We start from the raw sequence: 25,784 nt of genomic DNA on the forward strand, positions 1-25,784 counted from the left end.
AACGGGCGTCCCGCGTCATGTCTCGATGCAGCGAAAACCACGGCGTCTTGCGATCGTCACTCACGGCGAACTCATCCGAATGGAGCTCCGCCAGCGCCGCCCACACCTCGCCCCGGTAGTGGAAGGCCCGCCGCGGCTGGCTGCGCATCCAGTCGAATGCCAGGTCGGCCTTGCAAGGCCTCATGCGGCACCTCCCTCCGACGCCCGCCGTGCGAGCTCCTCGACCGTGCGCTCCTGCAGCTTCTTGCCGGGCCGGAACACGGTGCGCAGACGTGCCGCCATCAGTGACGACTGGTAGTCGTCGTCGAGCACCAGGAGCTCGTCCTGGTGACGCAGGATTCGAAGCTCGAGGAGGTTCCGGAGCAGGTTGCCCATGAGCTCGTCGGAGACTCGGCCGTCGACGAGGCCGAAGGGTGTGTAGCCCTGCGCGTGAACGAGGTCGCCGAGCAGCTCGGCCACGCGGCCGACCCCGCGGGAGCCCACGAGCACCGAGACGTCGTGCAGGCAGCCGGACGCGGGCACGTAGAGTTCCACGGTGGGCATCATCGACGCTGGCGAACGCCAGGCGCAGATGCCCAGGTGGATCATCGCGGCGTAGAACGGGTGCTCCACCACAGCATCACGGAGATGTTCGAGGAGCACTTCGTTGAGCGGCGCGTCCTCGTCGAACATGCGCTGGCCACGCGCATCGACGATCGGGGCGCCGCTCAACACGCCGAAGCGCTGCGTGTTCCACGGCTGCGGAATAGAGGCGCTGCCAAGTCCGAAGCCGTTCTCTCGCTTGAGCGGCAGCGGACGCAGCACCGCAGCGGTCTCGACGGCGATGGGCAGCGTCACGCAGGCGGGTCCGAAGCGCCGCAGCGCGAACTCGAAGAGTTCCTTCGGACGTGCGGAGTGTCCGAGTGCGTAGCTGTCCCAGTCGGCGAACGGCCGCGAACGCTCGGGAAGGTCGGCCAAGCGGGCCTCGAGCTCCGTGGGCGCGAGATCGACTAGGCGCTTGCCGCCCTCCAGAGGTGTGAGGAAGGCGTTGAGTTCGGCCAGCAGCGGCGCGAGGTCGCCTTTCGTCCACTCCTCGAGCTCCACGGTCATGCCCGCGCGGCCGGCATCGACCAGCCCCTCGACGAGGATGCAGAGCAGGTAGGCGCGGTACTCGCGGACCGCGAAGCACAGACGACGCCCGACCTGTTGCACGTCGCACTCGAGGAGGTGCACGAAGGGTGGCGTCAGGTGCCAGGCCACCGGACGACCGTGCTTGTCGTGGACCGCCTCGAGGGCGCCTGCGTTCTCGAACACCGAGACCCACGGCCCAGCGCGGAGGCCCGCGGCCTCATAGGCCGACACCTCGCCCCACTGGGCAAGATGCTTGAAGAGCGCGCCCGCGTCGCTCGGGTGGGCAGGGAGGCTCATGCCGTAGCCTCCATGACGAGTCCACAGGCTGCTCGCGCGCTCTCGGCTGCGGCCCACCGGCGGAAGTTCGTCGTCGCCTCACGGGAGCGCAGGACGATCCACTGCTCCGGCTTCTTCGGATCCTTCCCGATGCTCCAGTCCCAGCCCGACCATCCGTTGGCGGCGTACTGCTCACTGCAGGGAGCCAGCCTCCAGTCGGGCAGCCGGAGCGCCTCGAGATCGCCGATCATCTCGGACGGCGTCTGGTATCGGGCGGCGGGGTCGGGCGCGACCGCCTTGTTGATGATGCGCGCCAGGCTCTTGGGCACGTATGGCTGCATCCGCCCGAAGGAGATCACGCCCTTTCCAGACGCGGCCCGGGCCAGCGCACGGTCGACCACCTTTTGCCTGTCGAAATCGTCGACACCGCCGCCCGATGCCCTCGCCAGGTCGCGAAGCTCCTTCCTCGCCTCGCGGTCCAGGTAGGCGTCGTCGTTGTACGGCAGAGGGCCGTGCACCATCTCGGAGAGCACCAGGCCAACCTGGTAGAGGTCCGACCGCACGTCGTAGCGGCTCGGCGTCGCCCATCCTTCGGCCGGCACGTAAAGCGCGCTGTGGCGCGAGGCGGTCACACTCGCACTCGCATGAGCCAGTCGCGCGACCGACCCGAAGTCGGTGATCTTCGGCCAGATGCGCCCGTGTCGCTGCGAGATCAGCACGTTCGCGGGCTTGATGTCCCGGTGAACGAGGAGCGCCTGGTGAAGCTGCGCGAGCCCGTGGAGTATGCCGATCGCCGCGCAGACGGCCTCCATCATCGGGAGCGGCCCGCCGCTCAGCCGCGAGAGGATGCTGCCGCCAACGACATACTCCATGGCAATGAGGACGAAGTCGTCGCCGAGGCGCTGCGCGTCGTGGACGCGTACGAGGTTGTTTCCGTTGCCCTCTGTCCTGGTCGCCTCCACGAGCAGGCGCGGCTCCGCGAAGAGGCCGCCGCTCGGATCGGGGTACAGGACCTTCAGGAACACCGGCAGGTTGAGGGGTACGTGGTGCGCACGGAAGGCGTACGCATTCGCGCCCTCGGTGTTCTCCGACTCGAGCCTGTATTTCCCGGTCGCAGCGATGAGCTGCTCGATGTCCTGAAGGGTCTTGCTCATTCGCCGAGCCCCCCACCACGCGACGAGCACCGCGTCTCGCCAGGTCTTCGGCTTGAAGTCCGCAGCGCCGTTCAACACGTCCTCGGGAGAAGCAGACGCGATGGAGGCGAATCGCTTCTGCTGTGCGCGGAGAGATTGCGGCGAGACAAGGTCAACGGCCAGCTCGAGCTCAGCGCCCACTAGTCGGACGATCCCCTCTGCTTTGACGCGCGAGGCCGACGGCCCTCGGAACTGCGAGGAGCCGGCCTGCAGGACGCAGATTCGCTCTACTACCTGCTCGGCCAGGAAGGTCGAGAGCAGCCTTCGAAGGCTCACCAGCGCGTGCCCCTCACACGCGTCGGCGGGCAGCTTCTGTGACGTGGACGGGAGCGGCAGAATCCGGGGTAGGGCCTGGGTGCCATGGAGGAGCGCCCACTTGAAGTCGGTCGAGCTGGGAGCGATGCCGAGGACCTTCATGCGTCGTCCTCCGCCAGCTCCGGAATGTCGTCCGCGGTCGGTGGCTTGAGCGTTCCGGCGAGGATCGCCTTCACGTCGAGTGTGCCCTCGATCAGGGCCTCGACGTCGGCCTTGGCCTGGTCGACCAGATCGACCGCGGTCTGCAACAAGGTCGTGCGTCTGAGCTCCCGCGCTCCCAGGCTCTTGCGGGTCTCCAACTTCGCCCCGGGGATCCAGATCTGCGGCAGCACAGATTCCTCGATGGCCGGATACGCCGAGCCGGTGTTGCACCGCATCAGCTGAGCCGTGGAAGCCGGGTGGCGGAGCACCGCCAACAGGAAGAACGCGTCCGTCTTGCTGGCGGGCCGCACAACTGCGAAGCCGGTCGTAGCGACCGCACCATCGAGCCAGTCCGGCACGAGTCCTACCGCACCCCGGTTCGGCCTCACGGTCGAGGCGAGCACGTCGAAGCCACGAAGGAGCTTGCGCGCACGGCTCGGCGCGTTCTTGACCGGTACTTCGGAGTGGGACACGTGGCCCGTCGAGGAGTCGACGTTGGAGATCTCGATGTAGCGGAACGTGCTCTGGCCGTGGGCTCCCGGTGACCACCGATCCGAGGAGAGACTCGCGACCTTGCCGAGTTCAACGAAAGCAGGATTCCGGCGCAGCCAATCCGTGAGCGTGATGAAGTGGCGCTGGTGGTACCAAGCATCCAGCCGCGAGCCGTCGATCTCCGCGGGCGCAATCATTGTAGTGAGCGACGACAGCGCGTCATGAGGACAGCCCTCATAGAGCGTCGCTAGTTCCGTGCCGAGTTTCTCACGCTCCTGAGAGGCGACAGCGCGACAGCGCTCCGCCAAGTCGACCTTCGCGCCGATGTAATCCTGGATGCGACGGTCGGGAAGCGGTACGCGAACTGCACGGGTTGTCGCGAGATCCAGATGAGCCTGGACATTGCCCTTCTCAATGCGCCGAAACTGCAGGGCCCCGTAGTCAGAGTTCAGAAAGGCCACCACGAAGTAGGGGGATACGCGAGAACGCAGAGTGACCCCGATAACGTCCTGGGAGATGACGTAGCGTCGCGGGCCCGGGGGCAACACAGCGGCGAGTCCGGTGCGGCCAGTCTTACTGATCACGAGGTCGCCTGGAGCGAAGTTCGCGGCTTGAAGACGATCCGCCTCACCCTCGGGCAAGCAAACCAAACCGGAGCTATCGAGATAGAAGGCCCGGACGTTCGACATGCGGAGGAACGGAACCCCGGAGTTGACGAAGAGATTGGCCGGAACGGAAGATCCGAAGGGGCCACACGTGAGCCGCTCGGAGAAGCAGCCCAACGTGGACGCATCGTCGCGGGCCTCGAGAATTAGTTCGTTGGCAACGTAGTGGGGGCGGAAGTAGTCCGGCGACCAGCGTTCCCCACCAAGGAGCTCTGCCAGTGCGATCGGCTTCGTCGGGTGCAGAGCTTCGTAGAACCTCATCGCGCTGTCTCCACGTAGGTGGAGGAGATGAGCACGAGGTCGTTCCCCTGGGGGTCAGGGACTTCGGTCTTCCCTTTCTTTAGGTACCCGACGTGCTCGGCAACCGCCATGAAGACCGGGCCCTGCTTCTCGGCCGAATGCCGCTTCTTCTGCAGGTAGATAAAGCTGGTCTTTGCGCCGGTGCCGGCGATGGAGAAGGTCTCGGTGGGCAGGCTCACGACCGCACGCAAGATCGCCTTTCCTCCGAGAAAGCTCCCCGCCTCATCGTCCCTTGTTCCCATCAGGTACTCGCGGACGTATGCGTCTCCCGAGTTGCTGAGGATGCCGTCGGGCACGACGATCAGGAGCCGCCCGCCGGGCTTCAAGAGCTGCAGGTTGCGGTCGATGAACAGCGAGGCCGGATCCGCCTTCTTGAGCTCCTTCCGCCTGGCGCGATTCCCGGGAGTCCACGACCAGCCGAGCTCGAGTCCGCGCGCCTCGTCGCGCATGCGCGCCAGTCCGAGGGGATCGTCATACTTGCCGGAGCCGAACGGTGGGTTGGTCAGGATGACGTCGAACTTCCCGATGAGCCGATCGAGATGCGAGTCGACCAGCGAGTCGTCGACCTTCAGCAGCTGGCTGTGGTCCTCGCCGTACAGCAGCATGTTGATGCGAGCCTTCTGGATCGATCCCGAGGCCTGGTCGGCGCCGAAGAAGCTGTGCCGCTTCATCTGCGAGAGCCAGCGCAGCTTGTCGTCGTCGGAGTGGCCGACGTGGCGGTCGTCGAGCACGCGCCGCTTCACCTCGCGCAGCGCGCCGATGGGGAAGCGCCCGGTACCGCAACAGATGTCGCCGACGAGGAAGGCGGGGAGCGCGGCTTCCTCGTCGGTTTGGGGGTTCCAGCGCTCACGTTGCCCGTCGTCGCCTCGTCGTGCCCAGAGGTCCGCGTCGGGGACGTCGTGGAAGACCATGCGGGCCATGCACTCCACGACCTGGCTGGGTGTCAGGTAGGTGGCGAGTCCTTCGTCGCTCGCGTACTTGCCGCGGAGGAACACGTCGAAGGCCCAGCCCAGCAAGTCTTCGTGGATGAGGTGCGCCCGCATCTCGCGGGCCTTCTCGCCGTTGCCGAGGAGCTCGCGGTCGGGGACGGAGAGCCGGATGGGCTTGCCCTCACGATCACGCAGCTCGATGGCCTCGATGGCGAGGGCGAGGACCTCCGGGTTCTCCAGACGCAGCGGCTCGTCGTACGAGAAGATCGTGTGCACCTCGCCGGTGATGTCTGTCGCCTTGTACTGCGGGAGGTTGTTGATCTCGCGGAAGGCGTCCTTGAGCTGGATGACGGCGTCCTTCTTGTGCTCCCGCACGTGGTCGGCCGAGTAGATGTCGGCGAACCGCTTGCCCTTCGCGGCGCCGCGCGTGAGCACGTAGCCGGGCGCCTTCTCGAGGTGGACCTTGAGGAAGAGCAGCTTGCCGAGCTCGTCGATGGCGGCATTGGTGGGCTTGACGCCGCCGCGCGAGTAGATGGCCTCGTGCAGCTGATCGAACTTGCGCTGGATTGCCCGGAAGTCACCACGGTGGTACTCGGCCGAGAGCTCCTGCACGAGCCGGGTGCGGGACTCGGAGATCGGCCGGGCGACGGTCTTCCACTCGTCCCGGGCCGGCAGCGCCGAGACCTGCGCGTCCTTCTCGACGTCGAAGATGAAGTCGTTCTCGTCGTCCCACACCCAGACGAAGCGAAACGGCTTACCGGCGGCGGCACCGAGGCCGGCCTTGAACTTCGCGTCGTCCTGCACGGCAGGCCGCGAGGCATCGCCGGGCTCGCCGCTGGCGAAGAGGATGACGGGCTCGTCCTCGTCGAGCGCGACGAGCTCGGCGGTCGCCGACATGGATCCGTCGCCGAGCGGATCGAAGAGCGCGAAGTCGTCCTTGATCTGCTGGTAGCCGAGCTGCGAGAGCTTCTCCCGCGCACCATCGCGAAGCGTGTCTGTGGTGTTCTTCCTCTTGGCCATGGGTCCTCTCGCTACCGTCGCCGGTTGAAAATGTTGGTGCCCGCCACGACGAACTGCTCGGTGAGGAGCTCGTGCACCTTGTGCTGTGGCAAGCTGGTTTCGTTCGCTACCGCCTGCACCGCGCTTGCCAGCGGGACGCCGTCGCGGCCTTCAAAGAACTTGTCGACGGCCTTCCGTACGCGGCTGTCGTCGGTGATCGCCGTTCCCCGCGCCGCCCACATCTCGTTACCTGTCCGCTCGAGCGTCGGGTCGAGTCTCATCAGCAAGAGGGCACGCTCGGCACCTCCCACCTCCGTGAGCTCGGGGACGGCCTCCGCAACGCGCTCGGGCGTCGCGGGACCGCAGCCGATCAGGAAGTCGCGGATCTTCGAGGTGATTGGGCCGGTCACGCTTCCTCCTTAAGCGGGAGGCGCAGCAGGGCGTCGGTCGCCTCGCCCCGCGAAGTATTCTTCGAACGCCGGATGTCCTTGATAGGCGTGAGCTGCAGGGCCGGCCAGATCGCGGCGACGCCGTCAATGGCCAGCAGGTCCTGCGGCTCCAACCACGCCGAGTGATCAACGAGCTTGCGTTCCTTCGGGTTTGCGGCCTCGCCGAAGATCGCGCAGAAGTCGCGGGCGCGTCGCGTGACCGTGCACTTGCTGTAACGGAAGCTCCAGCGCAGCAGGACGCCAGCGACGACGTCCGGGGTCGGCACGTCGTCGCCAGTCACGCGCAGGACCTTCTCAAAGATCGCGCGGCCGCGAACCCTTGCGAGGATTACGCGAGGCTCGAAGCGAGAGCTGACGTAGCGGCGCCCGAGGCCGGTCGGACGGATCGCATTCTCCTCGATCAGCCGGGCCCAGCGCGCGGCCGCCATGTAGTAGTGGATGTTGCGGAGGTTCTCGAATCCGATCTTGTGCTGGAGCCACGTCGGGTCGTCCTCGCCGAACACGACCATATCGACTATGCGGTTCAGCGGGGCCAGTTGCGTGGCTTGTCGTACGACCCGATCGAGTGACGACATGTTGTCCCCTAGCACGACGGCAAATCGGGGCGCCGACCCGAGTGCCCGCGTGAGCACATCACGTCGCATAAGGCGACTCCAGTCCCCAGGAAAGCTCATGCTCGTCGCCACGGCGTTCACGCCGTCGCCTTCCGGAGGTAGTCGTCGGCAGCTTCGATAAGCGCGGTCCGCGCCAGCAACGCCTCGCGGCGACGCTGCATCGCTCGGGTGAGCCGGGTCTCGAAGTCTTCTCGCCAAACTTGACCCAGTACCGGGACGAGCAACTCATCGAGGTCGCGCTTGTTGACAAATCGCTGCATGGACCCGGAGGAGAGCAGCCGGAGCTGCATGCGAACGAGGGGATGGGCGAGCGCGACGGCGAAGACGCGGGGCGTCTCGTGGAAGCGGAGTGCGGTGAAGGTGGCGCTCCCGAGGAGCGGCTGCTCCTCGGGTCCGAGCTCCTCGTCGAGGTAAGCGACCTGGTCGCCCGAGCCCGTCGTGCACAGCAGGACATCGCCCACCTCGAGCCGCTGCCGCATGCGAGAGGACAGGTCGGACAGGGGCCGAACCTCGCCGCCCTCAACGAGGAAGGTGTGCTCGTTCACGTCGTCGGCCTGAACGGCGAAGACCTTCTCGTCATCGGCGAGGCCACGAAGGCTCGTGCCGGCGGGCTTCGCAAGCTGGAGCAACGGCCGCACGGCCGATGATGCTGCAGAAGAATGGCGGAACACGCGCCCGCGGTTGAACGGGACGTCCCACCGTTCCGCCAGCTGCGATCGGAGAACCTCGATGGCGCTGCTGGGGGGCTTGACCCCGGAGACGCGGTGGTCTACCTCGGTGTGGATCGCTGTCACCACCGCATTGAACTCGGCGCGGGCGCTCGCGGTCAGGTCGACGGCCTGCTGGTACTGCAGTCCGAGCGACTCCTGCAGGCTGCGCGAGGGCAGCGGGATCGGGAGGCGCGCGATGTCCGAGAGGCGAAGGCGCGGTAGCGCCGACGAGCCACCGCGGTACGCGAGGTCACGCAGGATCCGGTTCAGCGTCGGAGTGCAGAACACTGCGGCCAGGTACTCGGGCAAGACCGCCGGCCGGGGCCGGATGATGGTTAGCTCCGACGACACGGCGAGCTCTGCAGGCATCCCCGACTGGACCGCCGCCGCACGAAACGGCTGGGCTGCCCGCGTGAACAGGACGTCGTTCCTCTGGACATTGATCCACTTGGCGGCGGTGCCGTCGACGTGGGCCATGCTGCTCAAGTCCAGCTCGCAGGGCCGCACGTTGTTCAAGCGGAGCATCGGGATCCCCGATGCAGCCGAAGGCAGGCGAGCCCCGTCGTGGATGGACTCGACGATATCCTCGAGGCTAACGTGTCGACTGCCCTCCGAGCTCATCGTCGACCGCACCAACTCGCGCCCGAGGTAGAAGGCCGGGTCGAGGCGAACGTGCCGCTTGCCGAGGTCGGCGCGGGACAGCGTGACTACGCGCATGCGGCCACCTCCCGTTCGAGGAAGTCGTCGAGCTTCGACCGCGCCGCGGCGATGTCGCCGCGGAGGTTGTGCGCCTCCACGTCGACCATGAGGATCGGGTAGTCGTCGACGGGCGCCGGCTTGCGGAGCATCACGACGGAGCACTTCACCCCCGTGCCGCGGAAGCAGGTTCCAGCAGGCAGGCTGACGACCGCCAGCAGACGTGCGTGTTCGAGCAGCCATTCGCGGAAGTCCGCCTGCCCGGCGCTCGAGAGCAGGCCTTCGGGCAAGACAGTGACGAGGAGAGCGCCATGGGCCATCGCCGCAAGCGCGTGCTCGATGAACAGCAGCTCTGCAGGCACGCGGCTGCGCGCCTTGCCCCCGCGCTTCGACAGCTCGAACCGGCCCAGCTGGGCTCCGCTTAGCTGGAGGCCGAACGGCGGGACGACGATCACGCCGTCGTAGGACCCGTCGAGGTTCGACTGCAGGAAGTCAGCGAACACGCGCTCGACGCCCGGAAGCAGGCGCTCTAGCATCGGCTCGAGCAGGCGAAGCTCGGCCGGAAGAAAGATCGTGCCTTCCGCGCCGAGGAGCGCGGCCATCTCCGCTCCCGCTCCGCCCGAGACCAGGAGACGACTAGCGCCGAGCTGATGTGCGCGCACCAAGGGCGCCACGCTCTCGGTCAGCCCGGGGAACTGGCCCTTGTCGGGAAGCAGTGAGGAAAGCGCGACGACGAGACGGACCAACTCATCGGGCGCGTTCGGGCGGAGTCGAAAGCCGGCCAGGAGCGCAGCCGCCGTGCGGAGCGGTTCTGCTGCGACCGACGCGTCACCACCGAGACGCGAGACGGCCACGCCGCCCGTGGGGCGGACGAGGTCCTGCCCGAACACGTCATCGCCATCCAGGCGAGCGACCATCTGTGCGACTCCCAGCTTTGCCGCATCACCGTGGCGGGCGGCCGCGCGAATCAACTGCCCCCAGGCGCCGAGGACTCCTGTCGACGGGAAGTGACTGCGGTCAGCGATGGGCAGTGCCCGCACGGGGACGAGCCCCTCCTGCTCGCGAGCGTAGAACGCCGGATAGCTACCGCCGTCGACGATCACGAACGCATAGCCCTTGCCCGCGAGGAGCTCGAGATAGCGGTCGGACACATCACCGCGCTTGGGGCGAAGCAGCACGCCGCGCTCGCGGCCGAGCACGAACTCCCCAGCGAGCGTCAGTCGCCCGATGGTCGGCTGCGCGGCTTCGGTTACGTCAATCCCGAGGCTGCCGAGGTAGGTGCTCGCGTCCAAGGCTATCTTTCTGTCACGCGCTCACGCGCCCATTGAGCGTCCTAGTGTAGTCAGGACGGGAATTGTGGTCAAGGGTGTCACGCGCTCACATTCCCAATGGCCGAACTCTTCGTAGGCCATCAAGATAAAAGTCGTTATCACAACACGAGCGGCGTGGCCTGGCGCTCGACGCCATCGCATCGAGTGATTACGAGGCCGCGTGTGCTCGCTTCCTTCAGTACGGTGATCTGGCCATCGAGCTGAACCACCGAGTTGAGGATCTACTCTGGTCGCGAGAGAACTGGCCGCAGATCGCCACCGGACACGCCGCGAAGTCGCTGAAGTCTGGGGTGCATTAGAGGCGATCTAGTGGGAGGCCGAGAGGCTTGTTGGCCTCGTCAAGCGGGGCACTGCGCACTGCTCTGGCCCGAGTTGCGTTTGAGCCCAAGCACCCTTATAGGCCGGTTTGTGGCACATGTTCCGTTCCCGGACGACTGAACGATGGTGGAGTTCTTCAGGGCGATCGGTGCTCTCGACGGTGGAGATCGCCAGTTCGCTCTGTTCCTGGAGAGTAGCTGTCGGGTCCGGTGAACCGAAGGAGGCGTGACAGCGAGATGGCTGCGGAGATCTCGCCGATTTTTGCTCGTGCCGACCTGAAGATCACGGAGTCTGGCTCGACTGATGGCTGCCCAGCCTCCACGATCGTTACCGCGGCAAACCGAGCTCGCCCGGCCCAACTCATCCTCTTTGCCAGCCGACATGGCAAGCCTGCACTGCGGCTGCGCGATGTACTCGATCAAAGGATCGAAGTGCTGCCAGGCGACGACGCCGTGCTTGCTTCGAGTCCCGGTCAGCGAGCGCGGCCTGGCCTGACAGGACGTCGAATCGTGGTGGTCACACCGCAGGGGCATCGCCGCTGACCGGGTCAAGCTTGAGCGCTGGCGGCGTCTGGTGGAAGTTTGCGTTGATGGTCACCGTCTCGGAATGCTCCTCGTCATGTACTACGACTACGGCAAGGCGCATGACCGCTGTTCGCGCTGTTGCCGGAGGTTTGGCTGCATCGGGGCCCAGTCTTGTGGAGGCAGCGAGGAGAGGACGCTTTCTTGATCAACACAGGGACGTCCGATGCTGTTGCCTGGACTCAGACACGGCGTGCTCGAGGCCGATGGAAAATATGATTACGCGACCTCCTCTAGCAGACCAAGCCTTGTGTCTGCAGTGAGACTGCCTGTGGTGATCGGGATCTTCGCTTAACCGGATATGCGCCGCTGAAGCGGTTCTTTTATGAGTGCGCAACTGCCGGAGATTTGCTAATTCGACTTGTGTGGCGATCGCCGATCTTCGTGAGGCTCGACGATGTGGCTCCCGCCTGCCCAGGTCGTACCGCAGACCGGGCACTTGACATACCAGTCGTCACCTCCAGTTTGGTACTCCACGTCGCCTTGTTTGCCAGATCCTAGGCATCGACTCATAGGGACATCCTTGCAGAAGTAGGTCTGGGTCCCCTGGTGGCAGTCGAGTGGCGCAGCTTGCTGGCCACAACGACTACGTCATGATCGGTATCCAGCTACATGTCTGTACAGACCCAAACCGTTAGGGCGTAGGAGGTAGATGGTGAGTTGATAGCTGAGAAGCAGTAATCAACTGGTCAACGTGGACCGGTGCTCGTGTGGATCTTGGTGGTGCCCCCGGCAGGATTCGAACCTGCGACACCCGCTTTAGGAGAGCGGTGCTCTATCCCCTGAGCTACGAGGGCATGTACTGCCAGGCGCAGCCTACCGGGTGACGCGAGCCGCCCGAGCGTGAGGTCGCAAGTCACACCCGGGCGGACCAAGCGGCCGGCCCCGAATGCCCCGAACGGCGGTTGCGCGCCGGGTGCCCCAAGATCGGCGGCCGGACAGCGACACTGGCCGTCCAGTGACACTCGACCTGCGGATCCGACCCGGAGCGGCGACACTCGACCCAGGCAAAACAGGGTCTGAATCGACGCCTAGATCGACACAGATGACCCGCGCGGGTCACTCGTACGTGTCTGGTTTCGAAACCCTGAACAACAGTAGGTAATCTTCGTTAACGGGACGCGAGACGCCGCTCCCCCGGCTGCCGGAGGGCTTCGTTGATCAAGCTCATGTTCGCCGACGACGAGGAACTGGTCCGTTCGGGCCTGCGTGCCATGATGTCGGGCGCTGCCGATATCGAGATCGTGGGCGAGGCGAGCGACGGGAGATCAGCGGTCGAGGTCGCCCGGAGGTACCACCCTGACGTCGCGTTGCTCGACATCAAGATGCGGGCGCCTGACGACGGCATTCGCGCGCTGAGGGCCATCCTCGCCCTGCCGGATCCGCCGACCGTGGCCATGTTGACCACGTTCGACATCGACGACTACGTCAGTCTCGCGCTCAGGCTCGGGGCCAACGGCTTCCTGCTCAAGGACATCGATCCCGCGGCGCTGCTCAGGGCGGTGCGCGACCTCGCGCGCGGTGGCGCGGTGCTCGACCCGGGGGTCGCGGCGCGCATGGTGCAGTCGCATCGGGACGAGCAGCGGGCCGCGCAGCCGGCGCGCAAGCTGCTCGCGTCGCTGTCCGAGCGGGAGCGCGAGGTCGTCGGGCTGATCGGGCAGGGGCTGTCCAACGCGGAGATCGGCGGCCGCCTCCACCTGTCCGAGGCGACGGTCAAGGGCTACGTGTCGGCCGTCCTGTCCAAGATCGGCGCGGCGAACCGGGTGCAGGCCGCGCTGCTGGCCTACCGCGGTGGCCTGCTCGACCAGTAATGATCCTCACCGCCCTCGAGTTCCTCGGCTTGATCGCGTTCGCCGCTTCGGGGGCGCTCGCGGCGGTGCGGTCCAGGTTGGACGTCTTCGGGGTCGTGGTCGTCGGGTTGACGACCGCGCTCGGTGGCGGGGTCATCCGCGACGTCCTGCTCGGGATCACGCCGCCCACGACCCTGCGGACCTGGCCATATCTCGCGGTCTGCGGCGGGACCGCGCTGGTCGTGTTCGTCTTCCATCCGCAGATCGCGAAGCTGCGGCGTGCGGTACTCCTCGCCGACGCGCTCGGGCTCGGGGTGTTCGCGACGGCGGGGACCACCATCGCGTTGAACGCGAGCGCCACTCCCTACGCGGCGTGCCTGATCGGCATGACGACGGGTATCGGTGGCGGCGCGGTGCGTGATCTCCTGCTGCGGGAAATCCCGCTCGTGCTGCGGAAGGAGATCTACGCGGTCGCGGCGCTCGCGGGGGCCGTGCTCGTCGTGATCGGTCACGCTCTGCGACTGCCGCCGGGGCCGGTGACGGTGGTAGCAGCCGCCGCCGTCGTGGGGGTCCGGATGCTCGCTTTGTGGCGGAGATGGAACGCACCCGTTGCAAAAGGGCCTGAGACCGGCTGAAACGTCTTCTGGACTGCCGGATTTCCTTTGTTGGTTCTGTGTGTGTTCTTAGGCGAGTCTCAGCACTCTGCGTAAGACTGTCGCCATGCGCATCCTCGTAGTGGACGACGACAGGGCCGTCCGTGAATCACTCAGGCGATCCCTTGAGTTCAACGGCTACCAGGTGGAACTGGCCGGGGACGGCGCGCAGGCCCTGGAAGCGATCATCGCCAACAGACCCGACGCGATGGTCCTCGACGTGATGATGCCGCGGCTCGACGGCCTGGAGGTCGCCCGGAGGCTGCGAAGCACCGGCGACGACCTGCCGATTCTCGTGCTGACCGCGCGGGACACCGTGTCCGACCGCGTCTCCGGCCTCGACGCCGGCGCGGACGACTACTTGCCGAAGCCCTTCGCGCTCGAAGAGCTGCTCGCGCGCCTTCGCGCGCTTCTGCGCCGCGCGATCCCGGATCCGCAGGCCGCCCAGAACGCCGAGGTCCTCTCGTTCGCCGACCTCACCTTGGACCCGGGGACGCGTGAGGTGCGCCGCGCCGGACGGGAGATCAGTCTCACCAGGACCGAATTCGCCCTGCTGGAGCTGTTCCTCTCGTACCCGAAGCACGTGCTGACCCGCAGCCGGATCCTGGAGGAAGTATGGGGATACGACTTCCCGACGTCGGGCAACGCGCTGGAGGTCTACGTCGGCTACTTGCGCCGAAAGACCGAGGCTGGGAGCGAACCGAGGCTGATCCACACGGTGCGGGGAGTGGGCTACGTCCTGAGGGAAACCCCGCCGTGACGGAGCCGGTGCCGGTCGTCGACGTGTCCGAAAAGGATCCGCGCGGCGACCGCTGGGGCACGCGGCGCTTCTCGCTCCGCGGCCGGGTGACGCTGCTCGCGGCCGCTTCGGTGGCGGGCGCGGTGGCGCTGGTGTCGCTCGGCGCGTACCTCGTCGTGCGCGACAACCTCTACCAGCAGGTGGACGACAACCTGCTCGCCCGCGCGCAGGCCGCGGTCGAATCGCCGCAGGTGCAGACCGAACTGCAGCAGGTCCCCGGTGCCTTCCTGGCCAGCGCGGACCTGCAGATCGGCCAGCTGACGGTGGGGCAGAAGGTGCGGCTGACCTATCCGCAGTCCGGCAGCCGCCCGCCGTACGGCGACGACGAGATCGCCGTCGCCTCCGGGGACAAGGCGTTCTCCCTGCGCACCGACCCGAAGACCGACAGCCGGGTCGTCGCCCTCCCGCAGGGCGCCGGTCAGGCGATGGTGCTCGCCCAGTCGCTCGGCCCGACCAAGCGCACCCTGAACGAGCTTTCCGTGGTCCTGTTCCTGATCGGCGGCGCCGGGATCCTGGTCGCCGCGGCCGCGGGAACGGCCGTCGCGAGAGCGGGGCTGAGGCCGGTCGACCGGCTCACGTCGGCGGCGGAACGCGTCGCCACCACGGGTGACCTGCGGCCGATCCCGGTCAGCGGCGACGACGAACTCGCCCGCCTCACCCAAAGCTTCAACACGATGCTGGGCACGGTCGCCGAATCGCAGGAACGCCAACGACAGCTCGTCGCGGACGCCGGACACGAACTCCGCACCCCGCTGACGTCGCTGCGGACGAACCTGGAGCTCCTCTTGTCCGCGAGCAGGCCGGGCGCTCGGACACTGTCCGACGAGGACCGCAGCGACATCGAGGCCGACATCCGCGGCCAGCTCGACGAGCTGACCCAGCTGATCGGTGACCTCGTCGAGCTCGCGCGCCAGGACGAGCCGCGGATCGAGCACGAGCGGGTCGAGATGGTCGACGTCGTCGAGCGCGCGCTGGATCGGGCACGCCGTCGCGCGGGCGAGATCGAGTTCGACGTCTCGCTCCAGCCGTGGGTGCTGACCGGCGACACCAGCGCATTGGAACGCGCGGTGCTGAACCTGCTGGACAACGCGGTGAAGTTCTCGCCGGAGGGGTCGACGGTCGGGGTCCGGCTGTACCCGGTCGGCGACGGCACGGCGGTGCTCGAAGTCGAGGACTCCGGGCCGGGGATCGCCGACGAGGACCTGCCGAAGGTGTTCGACCGCTTCTACCGCTCGTCCGAGGCGCGGACGCTGCCCGGTTCCGGGCTCGGCCTGGCCATCGTCCAGCACGCGGCGCAGCGGCACGGCGGCGACGTCTACGCGGGCCGCGCGTCCACCGGCGGCGCGTTGATGACCTTGCGGCTCCCGGGAGCCCCGGCCTGACGGGTGATTACTCTGACGGGTGATGAGCACCGAGAACGCGCCTGAGCCGCCGCCCCGCCGTCTGCTGTGGACACTGCTGGTGGCCGCGGTGCTGCTGGCCGCGGACCAGCTGACCAAATGGTGGGCCGTCGACGCCCTCACCGGCCACCCGCCGATCCCGGTGATCGGCGACTTCATCCGGTTCCGGCTGCTCTACAACCCGGGCGCGGCGTTCTCGCTGGGCGCGAACTCCACCTGGATCTTCGCGATCCTGGCCGCGGTCGCGGTGGTCGCGCTGCTGTGGATCTCGCGCAAGGTCCGTTCGGCGGGCTGGGCGATCTCGCTCGGGCTGCTGCTCGGCGGCGCGACGACACATCTGGGCGACCGCCTGTTCCGCGAGCCCGGCTTCGCGCGCGGTCACGTCGTCGACTTCATCGACTACAACGGCTGGTTCGTCGGGAACGTCGCCGACATCGCACTGTTCTTCGGCGCGGTCTCGCTTTTCGTGCTGAGCTTCCGCGGCGTCCCGATCGAGGGCGTCAAGGAGTAACGAGACAGAACTCGTTCCCTTCCGGATCCGCGAGCACGACCAACCCGCCTTCGGGTTGTGCGAGTACGCGCGCGCCCAAGGCGACGAGCCGTTCGACGCTGTCTCCGGTCAGATCCAGATGCACGCGGTTCTTGACGACCTTGGATTCCGGCACCAGGTTGAAGAAGAGCCGTGGGCCCGACGCCGCTTCGACCAACACCGAGGGGTCCTCTTCGGGACCGGAAAACCCCAGCGAACGAAGGCGATCAAGCTCTTCTTCGTCATAGGGTGCGACTTCGTAACCGTCGAGCGCGGCCGCCCAGAAACGGGCGAGCGAAGCGGGATGCCGGCAGTCGAAGACGACGTCGCGAAGCCTGGCCATGGCCTCATGGTGGCAGGTCGCTCGGCTCGTCGCGCCATGTTCGATCGCGTAGGATTTTGTGTAGTTGATCCAGGGAGGATTCGTGCTCGCGCGGCAGCGACAGGCGGTGATCCTCGAGGAGGCGCGCCGGACCGGGGCGGTCCGGGTCAGCGATCTCGTCGTGAAGCTCGGCGTTTCCGATATGACGGTGCGCCGCGACCTCGACGTGCTCGCGAGCCGCGGCCTGGTCGAGAAGGTCTACGGCGGCGCCACCTCCATCGTCGGCAAGAGCACCGACGAACCCGGTTTCGAGGCCAAATCCGTGCGCCAGCGCGCGCAGAAGGAGGCCATCGCCGCCCTCGCGGCCGGGCTGGCCCGGCCGGGCACCGCGATCGGCATCTCCGCCGGCACGACCACTTGGACGCTGGCCAGGGCGCTCGACGAGGTCCCCGGCCTGACGATCGTCACGAACTCCATCCAGGTCGCCGACGTGCTGCGCGGCGCGAACCAGCCGGATCGCACGGTCGTCCTCACCGGCGGTGTCCGCACCCCGTCGGACGCGCTGGTCGGTCCGGTCGCCGTGCAGAGCCTGCGGTCGCTGCACCTGGACGTCGTCTTCCTCGGCGTGCACGGGATGGCCGACGGCCCCGGCTTCACCACGCCGAACCTCACCGAATCCGAGACCGACCGCGCGCTGGTCGAAGCGGGCCGCAAGCTGGTCGTGCTGGCCGACCACACCAAATGGGGCATCGTCGGGATCTCCACCATCGCCGGGCTCGAAGAGGCCGACGTCGTCGTCTCGGACGACGGTTTGTCCGACAACGCAAGGGAAACGCTCACCGAGCAGGCGGGTGAGCTGATGATCGCCGAAACGGCGGAGGCGGCTGAGGCCGAAGAAGCCTGATAAGCAGCGCGCCACCCCCTGACGGGGCCATACTTCATGTGCGATGCACAGCTTTGGCTCAGGAACCTCTCAGGACCATCCCGCAAGGTGAAGACATGACCGAGAACGACGCCGAGAAGGCGCGGCCCGCCGGCGATCGGCCGGACGCGGAGCAGAGCGCGAACTGGGCGGCTCAGCCCGCGCCGCAACAGCCCGACGCGACCGGCCTCGGCGGCCGTGCCACTCCGCACACCGGAGCGCAGCAGGCCTACCCCGCGGAGCAGCAGCAGTACAACCCGTGGTCGCCTCAGGCCCAGACGCAGGCCCAGCAGACCCAGACCCAGCAGACACAGGAGCAGCAGGCGCAGGGCCAGTACACCCAGGGCCACCAGATCCCCGGCCAGCAGACGCCGTTCACCCAGCCGGGTCCGTCGGTGTACGCGGTCCCGCAGCAGCGCCAGGCGCAGAAGTCCACCTCGGGCAAGCTGCTCGCCGGTGTCGCGGCGATCGCGCTCGTCGTCGGCGGTGTCGCGGGCGGCACGGTCGGCTACCTGACCGGCGACGGGTCCGGTGGCTCCGCCGTGAACGCGCTCGACGCGCCGAAGCCCGCCCAGCAGACGGGCAACCTGCCCGCCGGTTCGGTCGAATCCGTGGCGCAGAAGCTGTCGCCGAGCGTGGTCGAGCTGCAGGTTTCCGGCCGGTCGGGTGCGGGCGAGGGTTCCGGCTTCGTGCTCAGCACCGACGGTTACGTGCTGACCAACAACCACGTCGTCGAGGTCGCCGCCGGTGGCGGGCAGATCCAGGCGGTGTTCCAGGACGGCAAGAAGGGCACCGCGACCGTCGTCGGCCGCGACCCCACGACGGATATCGCAGTGGTGAAGGTCAGCGGTGTCAGCGGCCTGACCCCGGTGGAGCTCGGCCGGTCCGACGACCTGCGGGTCGGCCAGCCGGTGGTCGCCATCGGTTCGCCGTTCGAGCTGACGGGCACGGTCACTTCGGGCATCGTCAGCGCGCTGAACCGGCCGGTGAGCGCCGGTGGCAACGGCGACCAGACCACGGTGATGTCGGCGGTGCAGACCGACGCGGCGATCAACCCCGGTAACTCGGGCGGCCCGCTCGCGAACATGGCCGGCCAGGTCATCGGCATCAACTCGGCGATCTACAGCCCGAAGTCCGCGCAGGGCCAGGGCGGTGAGACCGGCGGCAACGTCGGCATCGGCTTCGCGATCCCGATCGACCAGGCGCGCCGCACGGCCGACGACATCATCAACACCGGCCAGGCGACGCAGACCTTCATCGGCGCGCGAGTGCAGACGGCGCCGACCGGCGGAGCGCAGCTCGGTGAGATCTCGCCGGGCAGCCCCGCGGAGAAGGCGGGCCTCAAATCCGGCGACGTCGTGACGAAGCTGGACGACCGGTCGATCCCCAACGCGGACGCGCTCGTCGCCGAGATCCGCACCAGGGCGCCGAACGACAAGGTGAAGTTCACCCTCAGCGGTGACAAGGTCATCGAGGTGACCCTCGGCGGCCAGCCCGTCACGCCGAACTAAGAGACGCTCGGCCGCGGTGCGCGGCCGAGACCAGCTCCGGCTCGAACCCCCAGCGGGCCGGACCCAAGAGGCCACGTGCGACCGGCTGCCAATCCCGGTCGCGCGTGGCCCCTTTTACTGCGTCTTACGCCTGAGGACCACGGCCACGAGCACACCGAGCCAGACGACCGCCACGGTGACGAGCAGTCCGGTGACGGTGTCGGCGTCGTGCAGGCCCGGGTTCCGCGCGCCGCCGAAAGGCCGCCACAGCAACGGGAACGCGAGCAGCGTCAGCACACCGGTGAGCACCGCGCCCGTTTTGACCGGGGTCTTCCACCGGTCCGGAAGGAACCTGCTCAGCGTGAAACCCACGGCACCGACCAGCGGGGCGATCAGCAGGTCGTGGACCAGCGGACCGCCGGCGAGCCAGCCGAGCGTCCCGAGGACGTCCGGGCGCAGCGGGAACGCGTACTCGGCGAACAGCACCGCGCCCCACGCGAGCGCGGCGAGGCCGGGCAGGAACAGCAGTAGCCGCAACGTCTTCACAGCGTCTCCAAACGGGCGACCCATTTCGTCTGCAGGACACCGGGCCGGTTCGGGGCGATGATCCGGCACGGGAAGCCGTGGTCGGCGTCGAGCACCTCACCGTTGAGTTCCAGAGCCAGCAGGGTGAGTTCGTCCGCGGTGTGCTCGCCGGGGAGATCGCTGATCCCGTACGGTCCCGCCTTCTCCAACGAGAACACGCGGACCGGCGTGCCCGGTGTGCTTCCGGCGTGCCGCAGCAGCTCCGGCAGGGAGACGCCGCTCCAGTGCGCGGACTCGCTCCATCCCTCGACGCACGCGATCGGCAGTTCGGCCGAAGTCCTCGGCAGGGCGCGGAGTTCGTCCAGCGAATAGGTTTTGGTGCCGCTCGCGGTGACCACCGAGAGCCGCCAGTTCGGGTCTCTCGCCGTGTCCAGGACACCGGCGGCTTCGGCGGTCCGGTTCACCGGCAACCCCTGCGGTCCCCTTCCGCTCCGCCAGGACAGCCCGGAAACGTTACGCAGCAACGGGACCGTCGCTCCGGCCGTCGCCACGACGGCGACCCCCGCGGCCAGCCAGGTCGTCCGGAGGAAGGCTCGCCGCGACGGTTCGGGCTTCGTCGTGAGCGAACGGCGGACGACGGGGAGTTTTACCGCGATGTGCACCAGGATCGAGCCGATCGCCACCCACGCGACCGCGTAGTGCAGTTGCGGGAAGTAGAAGTTCCACGGATAGTTCTGCGCGACGTTGAACAGGCCGGTGACGAGTTCGAAGAACGCGGCCGCGGAAAGCACGAGGATCGACAGGCGTTCGAGCGCGTGCGGCAGCGACCGGATCACCGGCCGCTCGAAGAGTTTCGGGTAGACACTCCAGAGTTTGGCCAGCAGCAAGGGAATCGACGCGATCCCGGAGAGCACGTGCGTGCCCTGGGTGACCCGGTACAGCCAGACCGGGCGGCTCGGCCAGCCGAACCACGACGGCGGATGCTGGATGAGATGGCTGATCAGGCCGGTGACGAAACACAGGGTGAACGTGACGGCGAGGGCGAGCCCGATCCGGGACGTCACGCGCTCAGAAGGCGTGTTCATGCTTTCTCCAGGCAGGCGAACCAGCGGTGGCCGTGGCTGGTGGACCAGGCGACGCGGAACGCGGTGCGGGCGGCGAGGTCCGCGATCGCCTCGACACCGACCCACGCCCAGGTGAACCAGGCGCCGTCCTCGGGCCGCAGCCGCACCCGGTCCTGGCGGACACCGCGGCCGGGCGGGTCGAGTTCGACGAGCACGGTCCCGCTCTCGGTGAGCAGTTCCGCCATCCGCGTCAGGAGGCGGTGCGGATCGCCGCCGATGCCGATGTTCCCGTCGGCGAGCAGGACATGCCGCCAGCGTCCTTCGCCGGGGAGCCGGTCGAAGACGTCGCGATGGAGCGCGGCGGCGCCCCGGCCGTGGGTGAGTCGCACGGCGGTGGCGGAGATGTCGACGCCGAGCGAGGCGACGCCGCGTTCGGACAGCGCGGCGGTGAGCCTGCCGGGGCCGCAGCCGACGTCGAGAGTCGGGCCGTCGCAGGCGTCGAGGAGGACTTCGTCGCCCTCGCAGGGGATGGCCGTCCAGCGGTCCACCGGTAGGTCGACACGTTCGCCGGTCGCCAGTTCCAGCCAGCAGCGGTGGCCGAGCAGGCCGCGGTCGAAGGCGGTCACCGGACTTCGGCCGCCGCTCGGGCGAACCGGCCGTGTGGTGCCACTTCGGCGACCCGGCGCGCGTCCGCGATCGTGTCCACATCGGACAGTGTGGGTAGGTGTCCTGGAGACAGCCCTGCTTCGGTCAGCGCGCGCAGGGTCTGCCGCCCGGTGTCGTCACGCGACATCGGGACGCCGGCGAGAGCCTTGGCGTGTAAGGGATCCTTGAGTCCCAGAGCCCACCAGCCGCCGTCTTCGGCAGGCCCGAGGACGGAGTCTTCGGTCCGGCTCGCCGCTTGAGCCAGGAGTACCGGGGTGACCTGCGGGGTGTCCATCCCGATCTGCAGCACCGGTTCCCCGGGGCGAGGGGCGTCCGCGTGCGCGTTGACGAGCCGCATGTCGAAACCTTCACCGCGTTGGGGGATCACCTCCGCTTTTCGGAGTACCGCGGTGATTTCCGTGCCGCGGGCGGCTTCGCCGAGTTCGCCGGTCATGGCGACGACCACGCGCGCGTCCGGGGTCGCGAGGGCGGCGTCGAGGGTGTCGAGCAGTGAGGCGGCCGCGATCTCGGCGGCCTGTTCCGGTGTCGCGGGCGGGCACAGCCGCGTCTTCGCGAAACCGGGCACGGGCGCCTTGGCGACGATGAGCAGGCAGAAGGTCATCGGCCCAGCACCCGCCCGAAATCCCGTGCGGCGCGCAGAGTGCCCCGCAGTGAGCCGGAGACCTTCGACTTCGTGCCCTTCGCGCGTTCGCCGTAGGACACGTCGAACTCGGTGACCCGCCAGCCCGCGCGCCTCGCCTTGATCAGCAGTTCGAGCGGGTAGCCGAAGGCGCGATCGGTGACGCCGAGATCGAGGAGCGCACGCCGCCGGACGGCCCGCAGCGGTGCGATGTCCCGGACCGGCAATCCCTTGTACCGCAACAACGAGGAGATCAGCGCGTTCCCGGCTCTCGCGTGCCACGGCCAGACTCCCGGCCCGGTCGGCACCCGCCGCCCGACCGCCAGATCCGCGTCCGCGAGGCCGCGGACGAGCATCGGGAGTTCGGCGAGATCGAGAGAGCCGTCGGCATCGGCGAAACAGACGACGTCCGCCGTCGCCGCTTCCAGCCCGGTGTGCACCGCGGCGCCGTAGCCGCGCCGGGGTTCGTGGACGACCTTCGCCCCGAGCCCGGCCGCGATCCCGGCGGAACCGTCAGTGGAGCCGTTGTCGACCACGATCGCCCGATACCGCTCGGGCAGCGCCGCCAGTACACCGGGCAGGGCTCCGGCCTCGTCGAGACAGGGGAGCACGACGTCAACCTGGTCATCGTTCACGCAACGCACGTTAAATCCGGGATGGACGGACGAAAACCCTTGCCGTGCTTACCGAATCATGACGTCGGCGAAGTCCTTACCGAGTTCTGACGGATCCCGCGTTCAGCTCGATGGGTGCCGGGAACGCGGCTACGGTGCCGGTGATGTCCACTGTCACCGCCCCTTCCCGTACCGGTCGCCGGGCCGATCTGATCGCCGTGGGGCTGGCGATGCTCGTGGTCGCCGCCGCGATCGGCGTCGGCCTCTACTACAACAGGCCCGGCTCCGGCGTGGTGATCTACGCGTTCGCGCCGCCGCTGTTCGGTTTGTGGCTGCCGCATGTGGGGCCGGGTTCGGTCGCCGCCGTCGTGCTCGCGCTCCTGGTCGTCACCAAAGGTCCCTCGCTCGCCGCGCGGCTGCGATGGCGTCCGCTGCTCGCGCTCGGCTACGTGACCGCGCTGGCGTGGACGTTCTCGCTGGCGATGATCGACGGCTGGGCGCGCGGTTTCACCGGCAGGCTCACCACGGAACACGAGTACCTGCACGAGGTCCCTGGCATCACCGACATCCCGAAGATGCTGAACGAATTCTCCTCGCGCATCCTCGACTTCCAGCCGGACTCGTGGACGACGCACGTTTCCGGGCATCCGCCGGGCGCGACGCTGGTCTTCGTCTGGCTCGACAGACTCGGTCTGCAGGGCGGCGCGTGGGCGTCGACGGTCGTCGTGCTCGCCGGTTGCCTGGCCGTGGTCGCGGTGCCGGTGACGCTCGCCGCGCTGGGCCGGGAGGACGCCGCCAGGACGGTCCTGCCGTTCGCGGTCCTCACTCCGGGCGCGATCTGGATCGGGGTGTCCGCGGACGGGCTCTTCGCGGGGGTCACGGCGACCGGGATCGCGCTGCTGGCGCTCGCCAAGCGACGGCGGATCCTCGCGCTCCCCGGTGGTCTGCTGCTCGGGTTCGGGCTCTTCCTCTCCTACGGTCTGGTGCTGCTGGCCGTACTCGTGCTCGCGGTCGTCGTGCTGGCCCGCGAGTGGCGGATCCTGCTCCTCGCCACGGTGGGTGTGGCCGTGGTCGTCGTGGCGTTCGCGCTGGCGGGTTTCTGGTGGCTCGACGGCTATCACCTGGTCGTCGAACGCTATTACCAGGGGATCGCCACGCTGCGCCCGTATTCCTACTGGGTGTGGGCGGATATCGCGGCGGTGCTGATCGCGATCGGCCCCGCCGTGATCGCCGGGACGCGACGGGCGGGCGCGGACTTCCTCGCCGAGCCGAAACGGTCGTTCCGCGAGCCGGTCACGCTGATCGTGCTGGCTGCGGCGCTGACGATCGCTTTCGCCGACCTGTCCGGCCTGTCGAAGGCGGAGGTCGAACGCATCTGGCTACCGTTCGAGGTGTGGCTGCTGCCCGCGGTGGCGCTGCTGCCGTCGAAGGGGCGGCGGTGGTGGCTCGCCGCGTCGGCGGCCACGGCGCTGGTGGTGAACCATCTGGTGCTGACGAGCTGGTGAGGTGGATGGCATGACAGAGCAGGGCCGGGTACTCGTCGTCGACGACGACGAGACCGTGCGGGACGTCGTCCGGCGGTACCTGGAGGTCGCGGGCTTCGAGGTCGACGTCGCCGGGGACGGCACCGAGGGGCTGCGGCTGTTCTCCACGACCGGACCGGACCTCGTGGTCCTCGACGTCATGATGCCCGGGCTCAACGGGCTCGAGGTCTGCCGTCGGCTGCGGCAGGTGAGCCAGGTGCCCGTCGTGATGCTGACGGCGCTCGGCGAGGAGGAGAACCGGATCGCCGGACTCCAGCTCGGCGCCGACGATTACGTCACGAAACCGTTCAGCCCCAAGGAACTCGCGTTGCGGGTGGCGTCGGTGCTGCGGCGGGCGCGGATGCCCCGGCCCGAACCGGCCGCCCGCGTGATCACCGACGGCGACCTCGCGTTGCAGATGTCGGCCCGGCAGGCGGCCCTCGGCGGTGTGGAACTTCCCCTGACGAGCCGGGAATTCGATCTGCTCGCGTTCTTCCTCACCCATCCCGGGGTGGCGTTCTCCCGCGCCGATCTGCTGGAGAAGGTCTGGGGCTGGGACTTCGGCGACCAGTCCACGGTGACCGTCCACGTCAGACGGTTGCGGGAGAAGATCGAGAAGGACCCGGCGAAACCCGTCCGCGTCGCCACCGTATGGGGTGTCGGCTACCGGTACGACCCGGTGCGGCGATGATCGGCTCCGGGGAGTCGCTCGGCGAGATGCTGGCGCACGCCTGGCACATCCTGCCGTTCGCGCTGATGTTCGCGCTGCCGGTGGTGCTGCTCGGCGGGCTGGCCCTGTACCTGCTCCGGCACGGTTCGCTCGCCAGCACGATGACGATCCTCGTGCTGATCCCGGTGTTCGCGACCCTGGTCGCCGTGCTCGGCATCAGCGGGTTCATGTTCACCCCGGCGCTGACCACGATGACCCTGGTCTGCCTGCTGGTCGCGCTCGTGACCGTGCCGGCGGCGCTCGTGCTCGGCCGCGTGATCGCGCGCCGCAGTGTGTGGGAGCGGGAAGCGCGGGAACGGGAGCGCGCGGCCGAGGCGTCGCGGCGCGAACTGGTCGCGTGGATCAGTCACGATCTGCGGAGCCCGCTGGCCGGGATCCAGGCGATGGCCGAGGCCGTCGCGGATGGCGTCGTCGCCGACCCGATCGAGGTCACCGGCTACGCGCGGCGGATCAGCGGGGAGACCACGCGGCTGTCCGGCATGGTCGGCGATCTGTTCGAGCTTTCGCGGATCACCGCGGGCGCGCTGCAGCTGACGATGGCCGCGGTGCCGCTGCGCGACGTCGTGAGCGACGCCGTCGCCGCGCAGGCGCCGCTCGCCGAGCAGAAACGCGTACGCATGCTCGAATACGCCGACGTGTGGCCGGTCGTTTCCGGCAGCGACCCGGAACTGGCGCGGATCGTGCGCAACCTGGTGTCCAACGCGGTGCGGCACACCCCGCCGGACGGGACGGTCGCCGTCCAGATCGGCATCGAGGGCGGCGAGGCGCTGCTCGCGGTTTCCGACGGCTGCGGCGGGATCCCCGACGACGAAATCGGCCGGGTCTTCGACGTCGCCTTCCGCGGGACGAGGGCGCGGACGCCCGAACGAGGTGGGCTGGCGAGCGGCGGCGGACTCGGCCTCGCGATCGCGAAAGGCCTGGTGGAAGCCCATCGCGGCCGGATCGGCGTCCAGAACCACGGACCCGGCTGCCGGTTCGAGGTCCGGCTTCCGCTCGCCATGCCCTGACGTGTCACCGCG

Annotated in this window: 25 protein-coding genes and 1 tRNA gene; 11 read left to right on the forward strand and 15 right to left on the reverse strand. The window is 68.2% G+C overall.

Annotated features, from left to right (window positions below):
* Positions 1–180 precede the first annotated feature (180 nt).
* The 8 genes from AVR91_RS38200 to AVR91_RS38235 all read right to left on the reverse strand — a co-directional run bounded on the left by AVR91_RS38200 (position 181) and on the right by AVR91_RS38235 (position 10,181).
* Positions 181–1,407: a hypothetical protein gene (locus tag AVR91_RS38200; protein WP_063273204.1), complete on the reverse strand. Its 1,227-nt coding sequence runs from the start codon at positions 1,405–1,407 to the stop codon at positions 181–183.
* Positions 1,404–2,996 carry a serine/threonine-protein kinase gene (locus tag AVR91_RS38205; protein WP_063273203.1) on the reverse strand — a complete coding sequence of 531 codons (1,593 nt, stop codon included), beginning with the start codon at positions 2,994–2,996 and terminating at the stop codon, positions 1,404–1,406. The genes AVR91_RS38200 and AVR91_RS38205 overlap by 4 nt, the downstream gene beginning before the upstream one ends.
* Complete coding sequence (locus AVR91_RS38210; RefSeq protein WP_063273202.1) at positions 2,993–4,453, reverse strand: restriction endonuclease subunit S domain-containing protein; 1,461 nt, start codon at positions 4,451–4,453, stop codon at positions 2,993–2,995. Before AVR91_RS38210 ends, AVR91_RS38205 begins: the two co-directional genes overlap by 4 nt.
* A complete protein-coding gene (locus AVR91_RS38215; protein ID WP_063273201.1) occupies positions 4,450–6,441 on the reverse strand; it encodes an HsdM family class I SAM-dependent methyltransferase in 1,992 nt (663 codons plus the stop codon). The genes AVR91_RS38210 and AVR91_RS38215 overlap by 4 nt, the downstream gene beginning before the upstream one ends.
* 11 nt (positions 6,442–6,452) lie before the next feature.
* Positions 6,453–6,830 carry a hypothetical protein gene (locus AVR91_RS38220; protein WP_063273200.1) on the reverse strand — a complete coding sequence of 126 codons (378 nt, stop codon included), beginning with the start codon at positions 6,828–6,830 and terminating at the stop codon, positions 6,453–6,455.
* A complete protein-coding gene (locus AVR91_RS38225; protein WP_143254240.1) occupies positions 6,827–7,444 on the reverse strand; it encodes a hypothetical protein in 618 nt (205 codons plus the stop codon). Before AVR91_RS38225 ends, AVR91_RS38220 begins: the two co-directional genes overlap by 4 nt.
* A 116-nt stretch (positions 7,445–7,560) precedes the next feature.
* Positions 7,561–8,910: a restriction endonuclease subunit S gene (locus tag AVR91_RS38230; protein WP_063273198.1), complete on the reverse strand. Its 1,350-nt coding sequence runs from the start codon at positions 8,908–8,910 to the stop codon at positions 7,561–7,563.
* A complete protein-coding gene (locus AVR91_RS38235; RefSeq protein WP_063273197.1) occupies positions 8,901–10,181 on the reverse strand; it encodes an N-6 DNA methylase in 1,281 nt (426 codons plus the stop codon). The genes AVR91_RS38230 and AVR91_RS38235 overlap by 10 nt, the downstream gene beginning before the upstream one ends.
* 593 nt (positions 10,182–10,774) lie before the next feature.
* Between AVR91_RS38235 and AVR91_RS43030 the strand changes: the two genes are divergently transcribed.
* A complete protein-coding gene (locus AVR91_RS43030) occupies positions 10,775–11,080 on the forward strand; it encodes a hypothetical protein (protein WP_143254241.1) in 306 nt (101 codons plus the stop codon).
* Between the two features lie 760 nt (positions 11,081–11,840).
* Here the strand turns inward: AVR91_RS43030 and AVR91_RS38240 are convergent.
* Positions 11,841–11,916 (reverse strand) — tRNA-Arg (locus tag AVR91_RS38240).
* Positions 11,917–12,276: 360 nt separating this feature from the next.
* On the opposite strand from AVR91_RS38240, the gene AVR91_RS38245 reads away from it, so the two are divergent.
* From AVR91_RS38245 to lspA, 5 genes are all read left to right on the forward strand, one after another.
* The gene (locus AVR91_RS38245; RefSeq protein WP_005155565.1) at positions 12,277–12,930 is read left to right on the forward strand and encodes a response regulator; all 654 of its coding nucleotides are present in this window, start codon (positions 12,277–12,279) and stop codon (positions 12,928–12,930) included.
* Positions 12,930–13,544 carry a trimeric intracellular cation channel family protein gene (locus AVR91_RS38250; RefSeq protein WP_063273196.1) on the forward strand — a complete coding sequence of 205 codons (615 nt, stop codon included), beginning with the start codon at positions 12,930–12,932 and terminating at the stop codon, positions 13,542–13,544. Before AVR91_RS38245 ends, AVR91_RS38250 begins: the two co-directional genes overlap by 1 nt.
* Before the next feature lie 85 nt (positions 13,545–13,629).
* A complete protein-coding gene (locus tag AVR91_RS38255; protein WP_016337389.1) occupies positions 13,630–14,322 on the forward strand; it encodes a response regulator transcription factor in 693 nt (230 codons plus the stop codon).
* Entirely contained in the window at positions 14,319–15,743 is a 1,425-nt protein-coding gene (locus tag AVR91_RS38260) for a HAMP domain-containing sensor histidine kinase (protein WP_063273195.1), read from the forward strand. Before AVR91_RS38255 ends, AVR91_RS38260 begins: the two co-directional genes overlap by 4 nt.
* 22 nt (positions 15,744–15,765) lie before the next feature.
* Positions 15,766–16,272, forward strand: coding sequence for a signal peptidase II (gene lspA / locus AVR91_RS38265; protein WP_063273194.1), 507 nt, complete (start codon positions 15,766–15,768; stop codon positions 16,270–16,272).
* On the opposite strand, the gene AVR91_RS38270 is transcribed toward lspA, so the two are convergent.
* The gene (locus tag AVR91_RS38270) at positions 16,262–16,633 is read right to left on the reverse strand and encodes a VOC family protein (protein ID WP_063273193.1); all 372 of its coding nucleotides are present in this window, start codon (positions 16,631–16,633) and stop codon (positions 16,262–16,264) included. The genes lspA and AVR91_RS38270 overlap by 11 nt on opposite strands.
* Positions 16,634–16,715: 82 nt before the next feature.
* On the opposite strand from AVR91_RS38270, the gene AVR91_RS38275 reads away from it, so the two are divergent.
* The gene (locus tag AVR91_RS38275; protein ID WP_063273192.1) at positions 16,716–17,516 is read left to right on the forward strand and encodes a DeoR/GlpR family DNA-binding transcription regulator; all 801 of its coding nucleotides are present in this window, start codon (positions 16,716–16,718) and stop codon (positions 17,514–17,516) included.
* A gap of 95 nt (positions 17,517–17,611) precedes the next feature.
* Positions 17,612–19,045, forward strand: a complete 1,434-nt coding sequence (locus AVR91_RS38280) for a S1C family serine protease (protein WP_063273191.1) — start codon at positions 17,612–17,614, stop codon at positions 19,043–19,045.
* Positions 19,046–19,159: 114 nt separating this feature from the next.
* Here the strand turns inward: AVR91_RS38280 and AVR91_RS38285 are convergent, their stop codons facing one another.
* Genes AVR91_RS38285 through AVR91_RS38305 form a run of 5 tightly spaced genes read right to left on the reverse strand, consistent with a single transcriptional unit; the run spans position 19,160 to position 22,533 of the window.
* On the reverse strand, positions 19,160–19,570 hold the full coding sequence (locus tag AVR91_RS38285) for a hypothetical protein (protein ID WP_063273190.1): 411 nt from the start codon (positions 19,568–19,570) through the stop codon (positions 19,160–19,162).
* Positions 19,567–20,634, reverse strand: a complete 1,068-nt coding sequence (locus tag AVR91_RS38290; RefSeq protein ID WP_063273189.1) for a molybdopterin-dependent oxidoreductase — start codon at positions 20,632–20,634, stop codon at positions 19,567–19,569. The genes AVR91_RS38285 and AVR91_RS38290 overlap by 4 nt, the downstream gene beginning before the upstream one ends.
* Entirely contained in the window at positions 20,631–21,239 is a 609-nt protein-coding gene (locus AVR91_RS38295) for a methyltransferase domain-containing protein (protein ID WP_063273188.1), read from the reverse strand. The genes AVR91_RS38290 and AVR91_RS38295 overlap by 4 nt, the downstream gene beginning before the upstream one ends.
* Positions 21,236–21,880: a TIGR04282 family arsenosugar biosynthesis glycosyltransferase gene (locus AVR91_RS38300; RefSeq protein ID WP_063273187.1), complete on the reverse strand. Its 645-nt coding sequence runs from the start codon at positions 21,878–21,880 to the stop codon at positions 21,236–21,238. Before AVR91_RS38300 ends, AVR91_RS38295 begins: the two co-directional genes overlap by 4 nt.
* Complete coding sequence (locus AVR91_RS38305; RefSeq protein ID WP_063273186.1) at positions 21,877–22,533, reverse strand: glycosyltransferase family 2 protein; 657 nt, start codon at positions 22,531–22,533, stop codon at positions 21,877–21,879. Before AVR91_RS38305 ends, AVR91_RS38300 begins: the two co-directional genes overlap by 4 nt.
* Before the next feature lie 143 nt (positions 22,534–22,676).
* Between AVR91_RS38305 and AVR91_RS38310 the strand changes: the two genes are divergently transcribed.
* The 3 genes from AVR91_RS38310 to AVR91_RS38320 are packed head-to-tail and all read left to right on the forward strand — an operon-like array spanning position 22,677 to position 25,772.
* A complete protein-coding gene (locus AVR91_RS38310) occupies positions 22,677–24,017 on the forward strand; it encodes a hypothetical protein (RefSeq protein ID WP_211282818.1) in 1,341 nt (446 codons plus the stop codon).
* Between the two features lie 10 nt (positions 24,018–24,027).
* Positions 24,028–24,726, forward strand: a complete 699-nt coding sequence (locus tag AVR91_RS38315) for a response regulator transcription factor (RefSeq protein WP_016337376.1) — start codon at positions 24,028–24,030, stop codon at positions 24,724–24,726.
* Entirely contained in the window at positions 24,723–25,772 is a 1,050-nt protein-coding gene (locus tag AVR91_RS38320) for a sensor histidine kinase (protein ID WP_063273184.1), read from the forward strand. The genes AVR91_RS38315 and AVR91_RS38320 overlap by 4 nt, the downstream gene beginning before the upstream one ends.
* The last annotated feature ends 12 nt before the right edge of the window (positions 25,773–25,784 follow it).

The organism is Amycolatopsis keratiniphila subsp. keratiniphila, assembly GCF_001620365.2.
In the GTDB taxonomy this organism is placed as follows: domain Bacteria; phylum Actinomycetota; class Actinomycetes; order Mycobacteriales; family Pseudonocardiaceae; genus Amycolatopsis; species Amycolatopsis keratiniphila.

Coding starts and splice junctions, on each gene's coding strand:
- AVR91_RS38200 (WP_063273204.1), bottom strand. CDS start 1,407: ATGAGCCTCCCTGCCCACCCGAGCGACGCGGGCGCGCTCTTCAAGCAT.
- AVR91_RS38230 (WP_063273198.1), bottom strand. CDS start 8,910: ATGCGCGTAGTCACGCTGTCCCGCGCCGACCTCGGCAAGCGGCACGTT.
- AVR91_RS38300 (WP_063273187.1), bottom strand. CDS start 21,880: ATGACCTTCTGCCTGCTCATCGTCGCCAAGGCGCCCGTGCCCGGTTTC.
- AVR91_RS38315 (WP_016337376.1), top strand. CDS start 24,028: ATGACAGAGCAGGGCCGGGTACTCGTCGTCGACGACGACGAGACCGTG.
- AVR91_RS38290 (WP_063273189.1), bottom strand. CDS start 20,634: ATGAACACGCCTTCTGAGCGCGTGACGTCCCGGATCGGGCTCGCCCTC.
- AVR91_RS38225 (WP_143254240.1), bottom strand. CDS start 7,444: ATGTCGTCACTCGATCGGGTCGTACGACAAGCCACGCAACTGGCCCCG.
- AVR91_RS38205 (WP_063273203.1), bottom strand. CDS start 2,996: ATGAAGGTCCTCGGCATCGCTCCCAGCTCGACCGACTTCAAGTGGGCG.
- AVR91_RS38310 (WP_211282818.1), top strand. CDS start 22,677: ATGTCCACTGTCACCGCCCCTTCCCGTACCGGTCGCCGGGCCGATCTG.
- AVR91_RS38250 (WP_063273196.1), top strand. CDS start 12,930: ATGATCCTCACCGCCCTCGAGTTCCTCGGCTTGATCGCGTTCGCCGCT.
- AVR91_RS38270 (WP_063273193.1), bottom strand. CDS start 16,633: ATGGCCAGGCTTCGCGACGTCGTCTTCGACTGCCGGCATCCCGCTTCG.
- AVR91_RS38215 (WP_063273201.1), bottom strand. CDS start 6,441: ATGGCCAAGAGGAAGAACACCACAGACACGCTTCGCGATGGTGCGCGG.
- lspA (WP_063273194.1), top strand. CDS start 15,766: ATGAGCACCGAGAACGCGCCTGAGCCGCCGCCCCGCCGTCTGCTGTGG.
- AVR91_RS38280 (WP_063273191.1), top strand. CDS start 17,612: ATGACCGAGAACGACGCCGAGAAGGCGCGGCCCGCCGGCGATCGGCCG.
- AVR91_RS38255 (WP_016337389.1), top strand. CDS start 13,630: ATGCGCATCCTCGTAGTGGACGACGACAGGGCCGTCCGTGAATCACTC.
- AVR91_RS43030 (WP_143254241.1), top strand. CDS start 10,775: ATGGCTGCGGAGATCTCGCCGATTTTTGCTCGTGCCGACCTGAAGATC.
- AVR91_RS38210 (WP_063273202.1), bottom strand. CDS start 4,453: ATGAGGTTCTACGAAGCTCTGCACCCGACGAAGCCGATCGCACTGGCA.
- AVR91_RS38320 (WP_063273184.1), top strand. CDS start 24,723: ATGATCGGCTCCGGGGAGTCGCTCGGCGAGATGCTGGCGCACGCCTGG.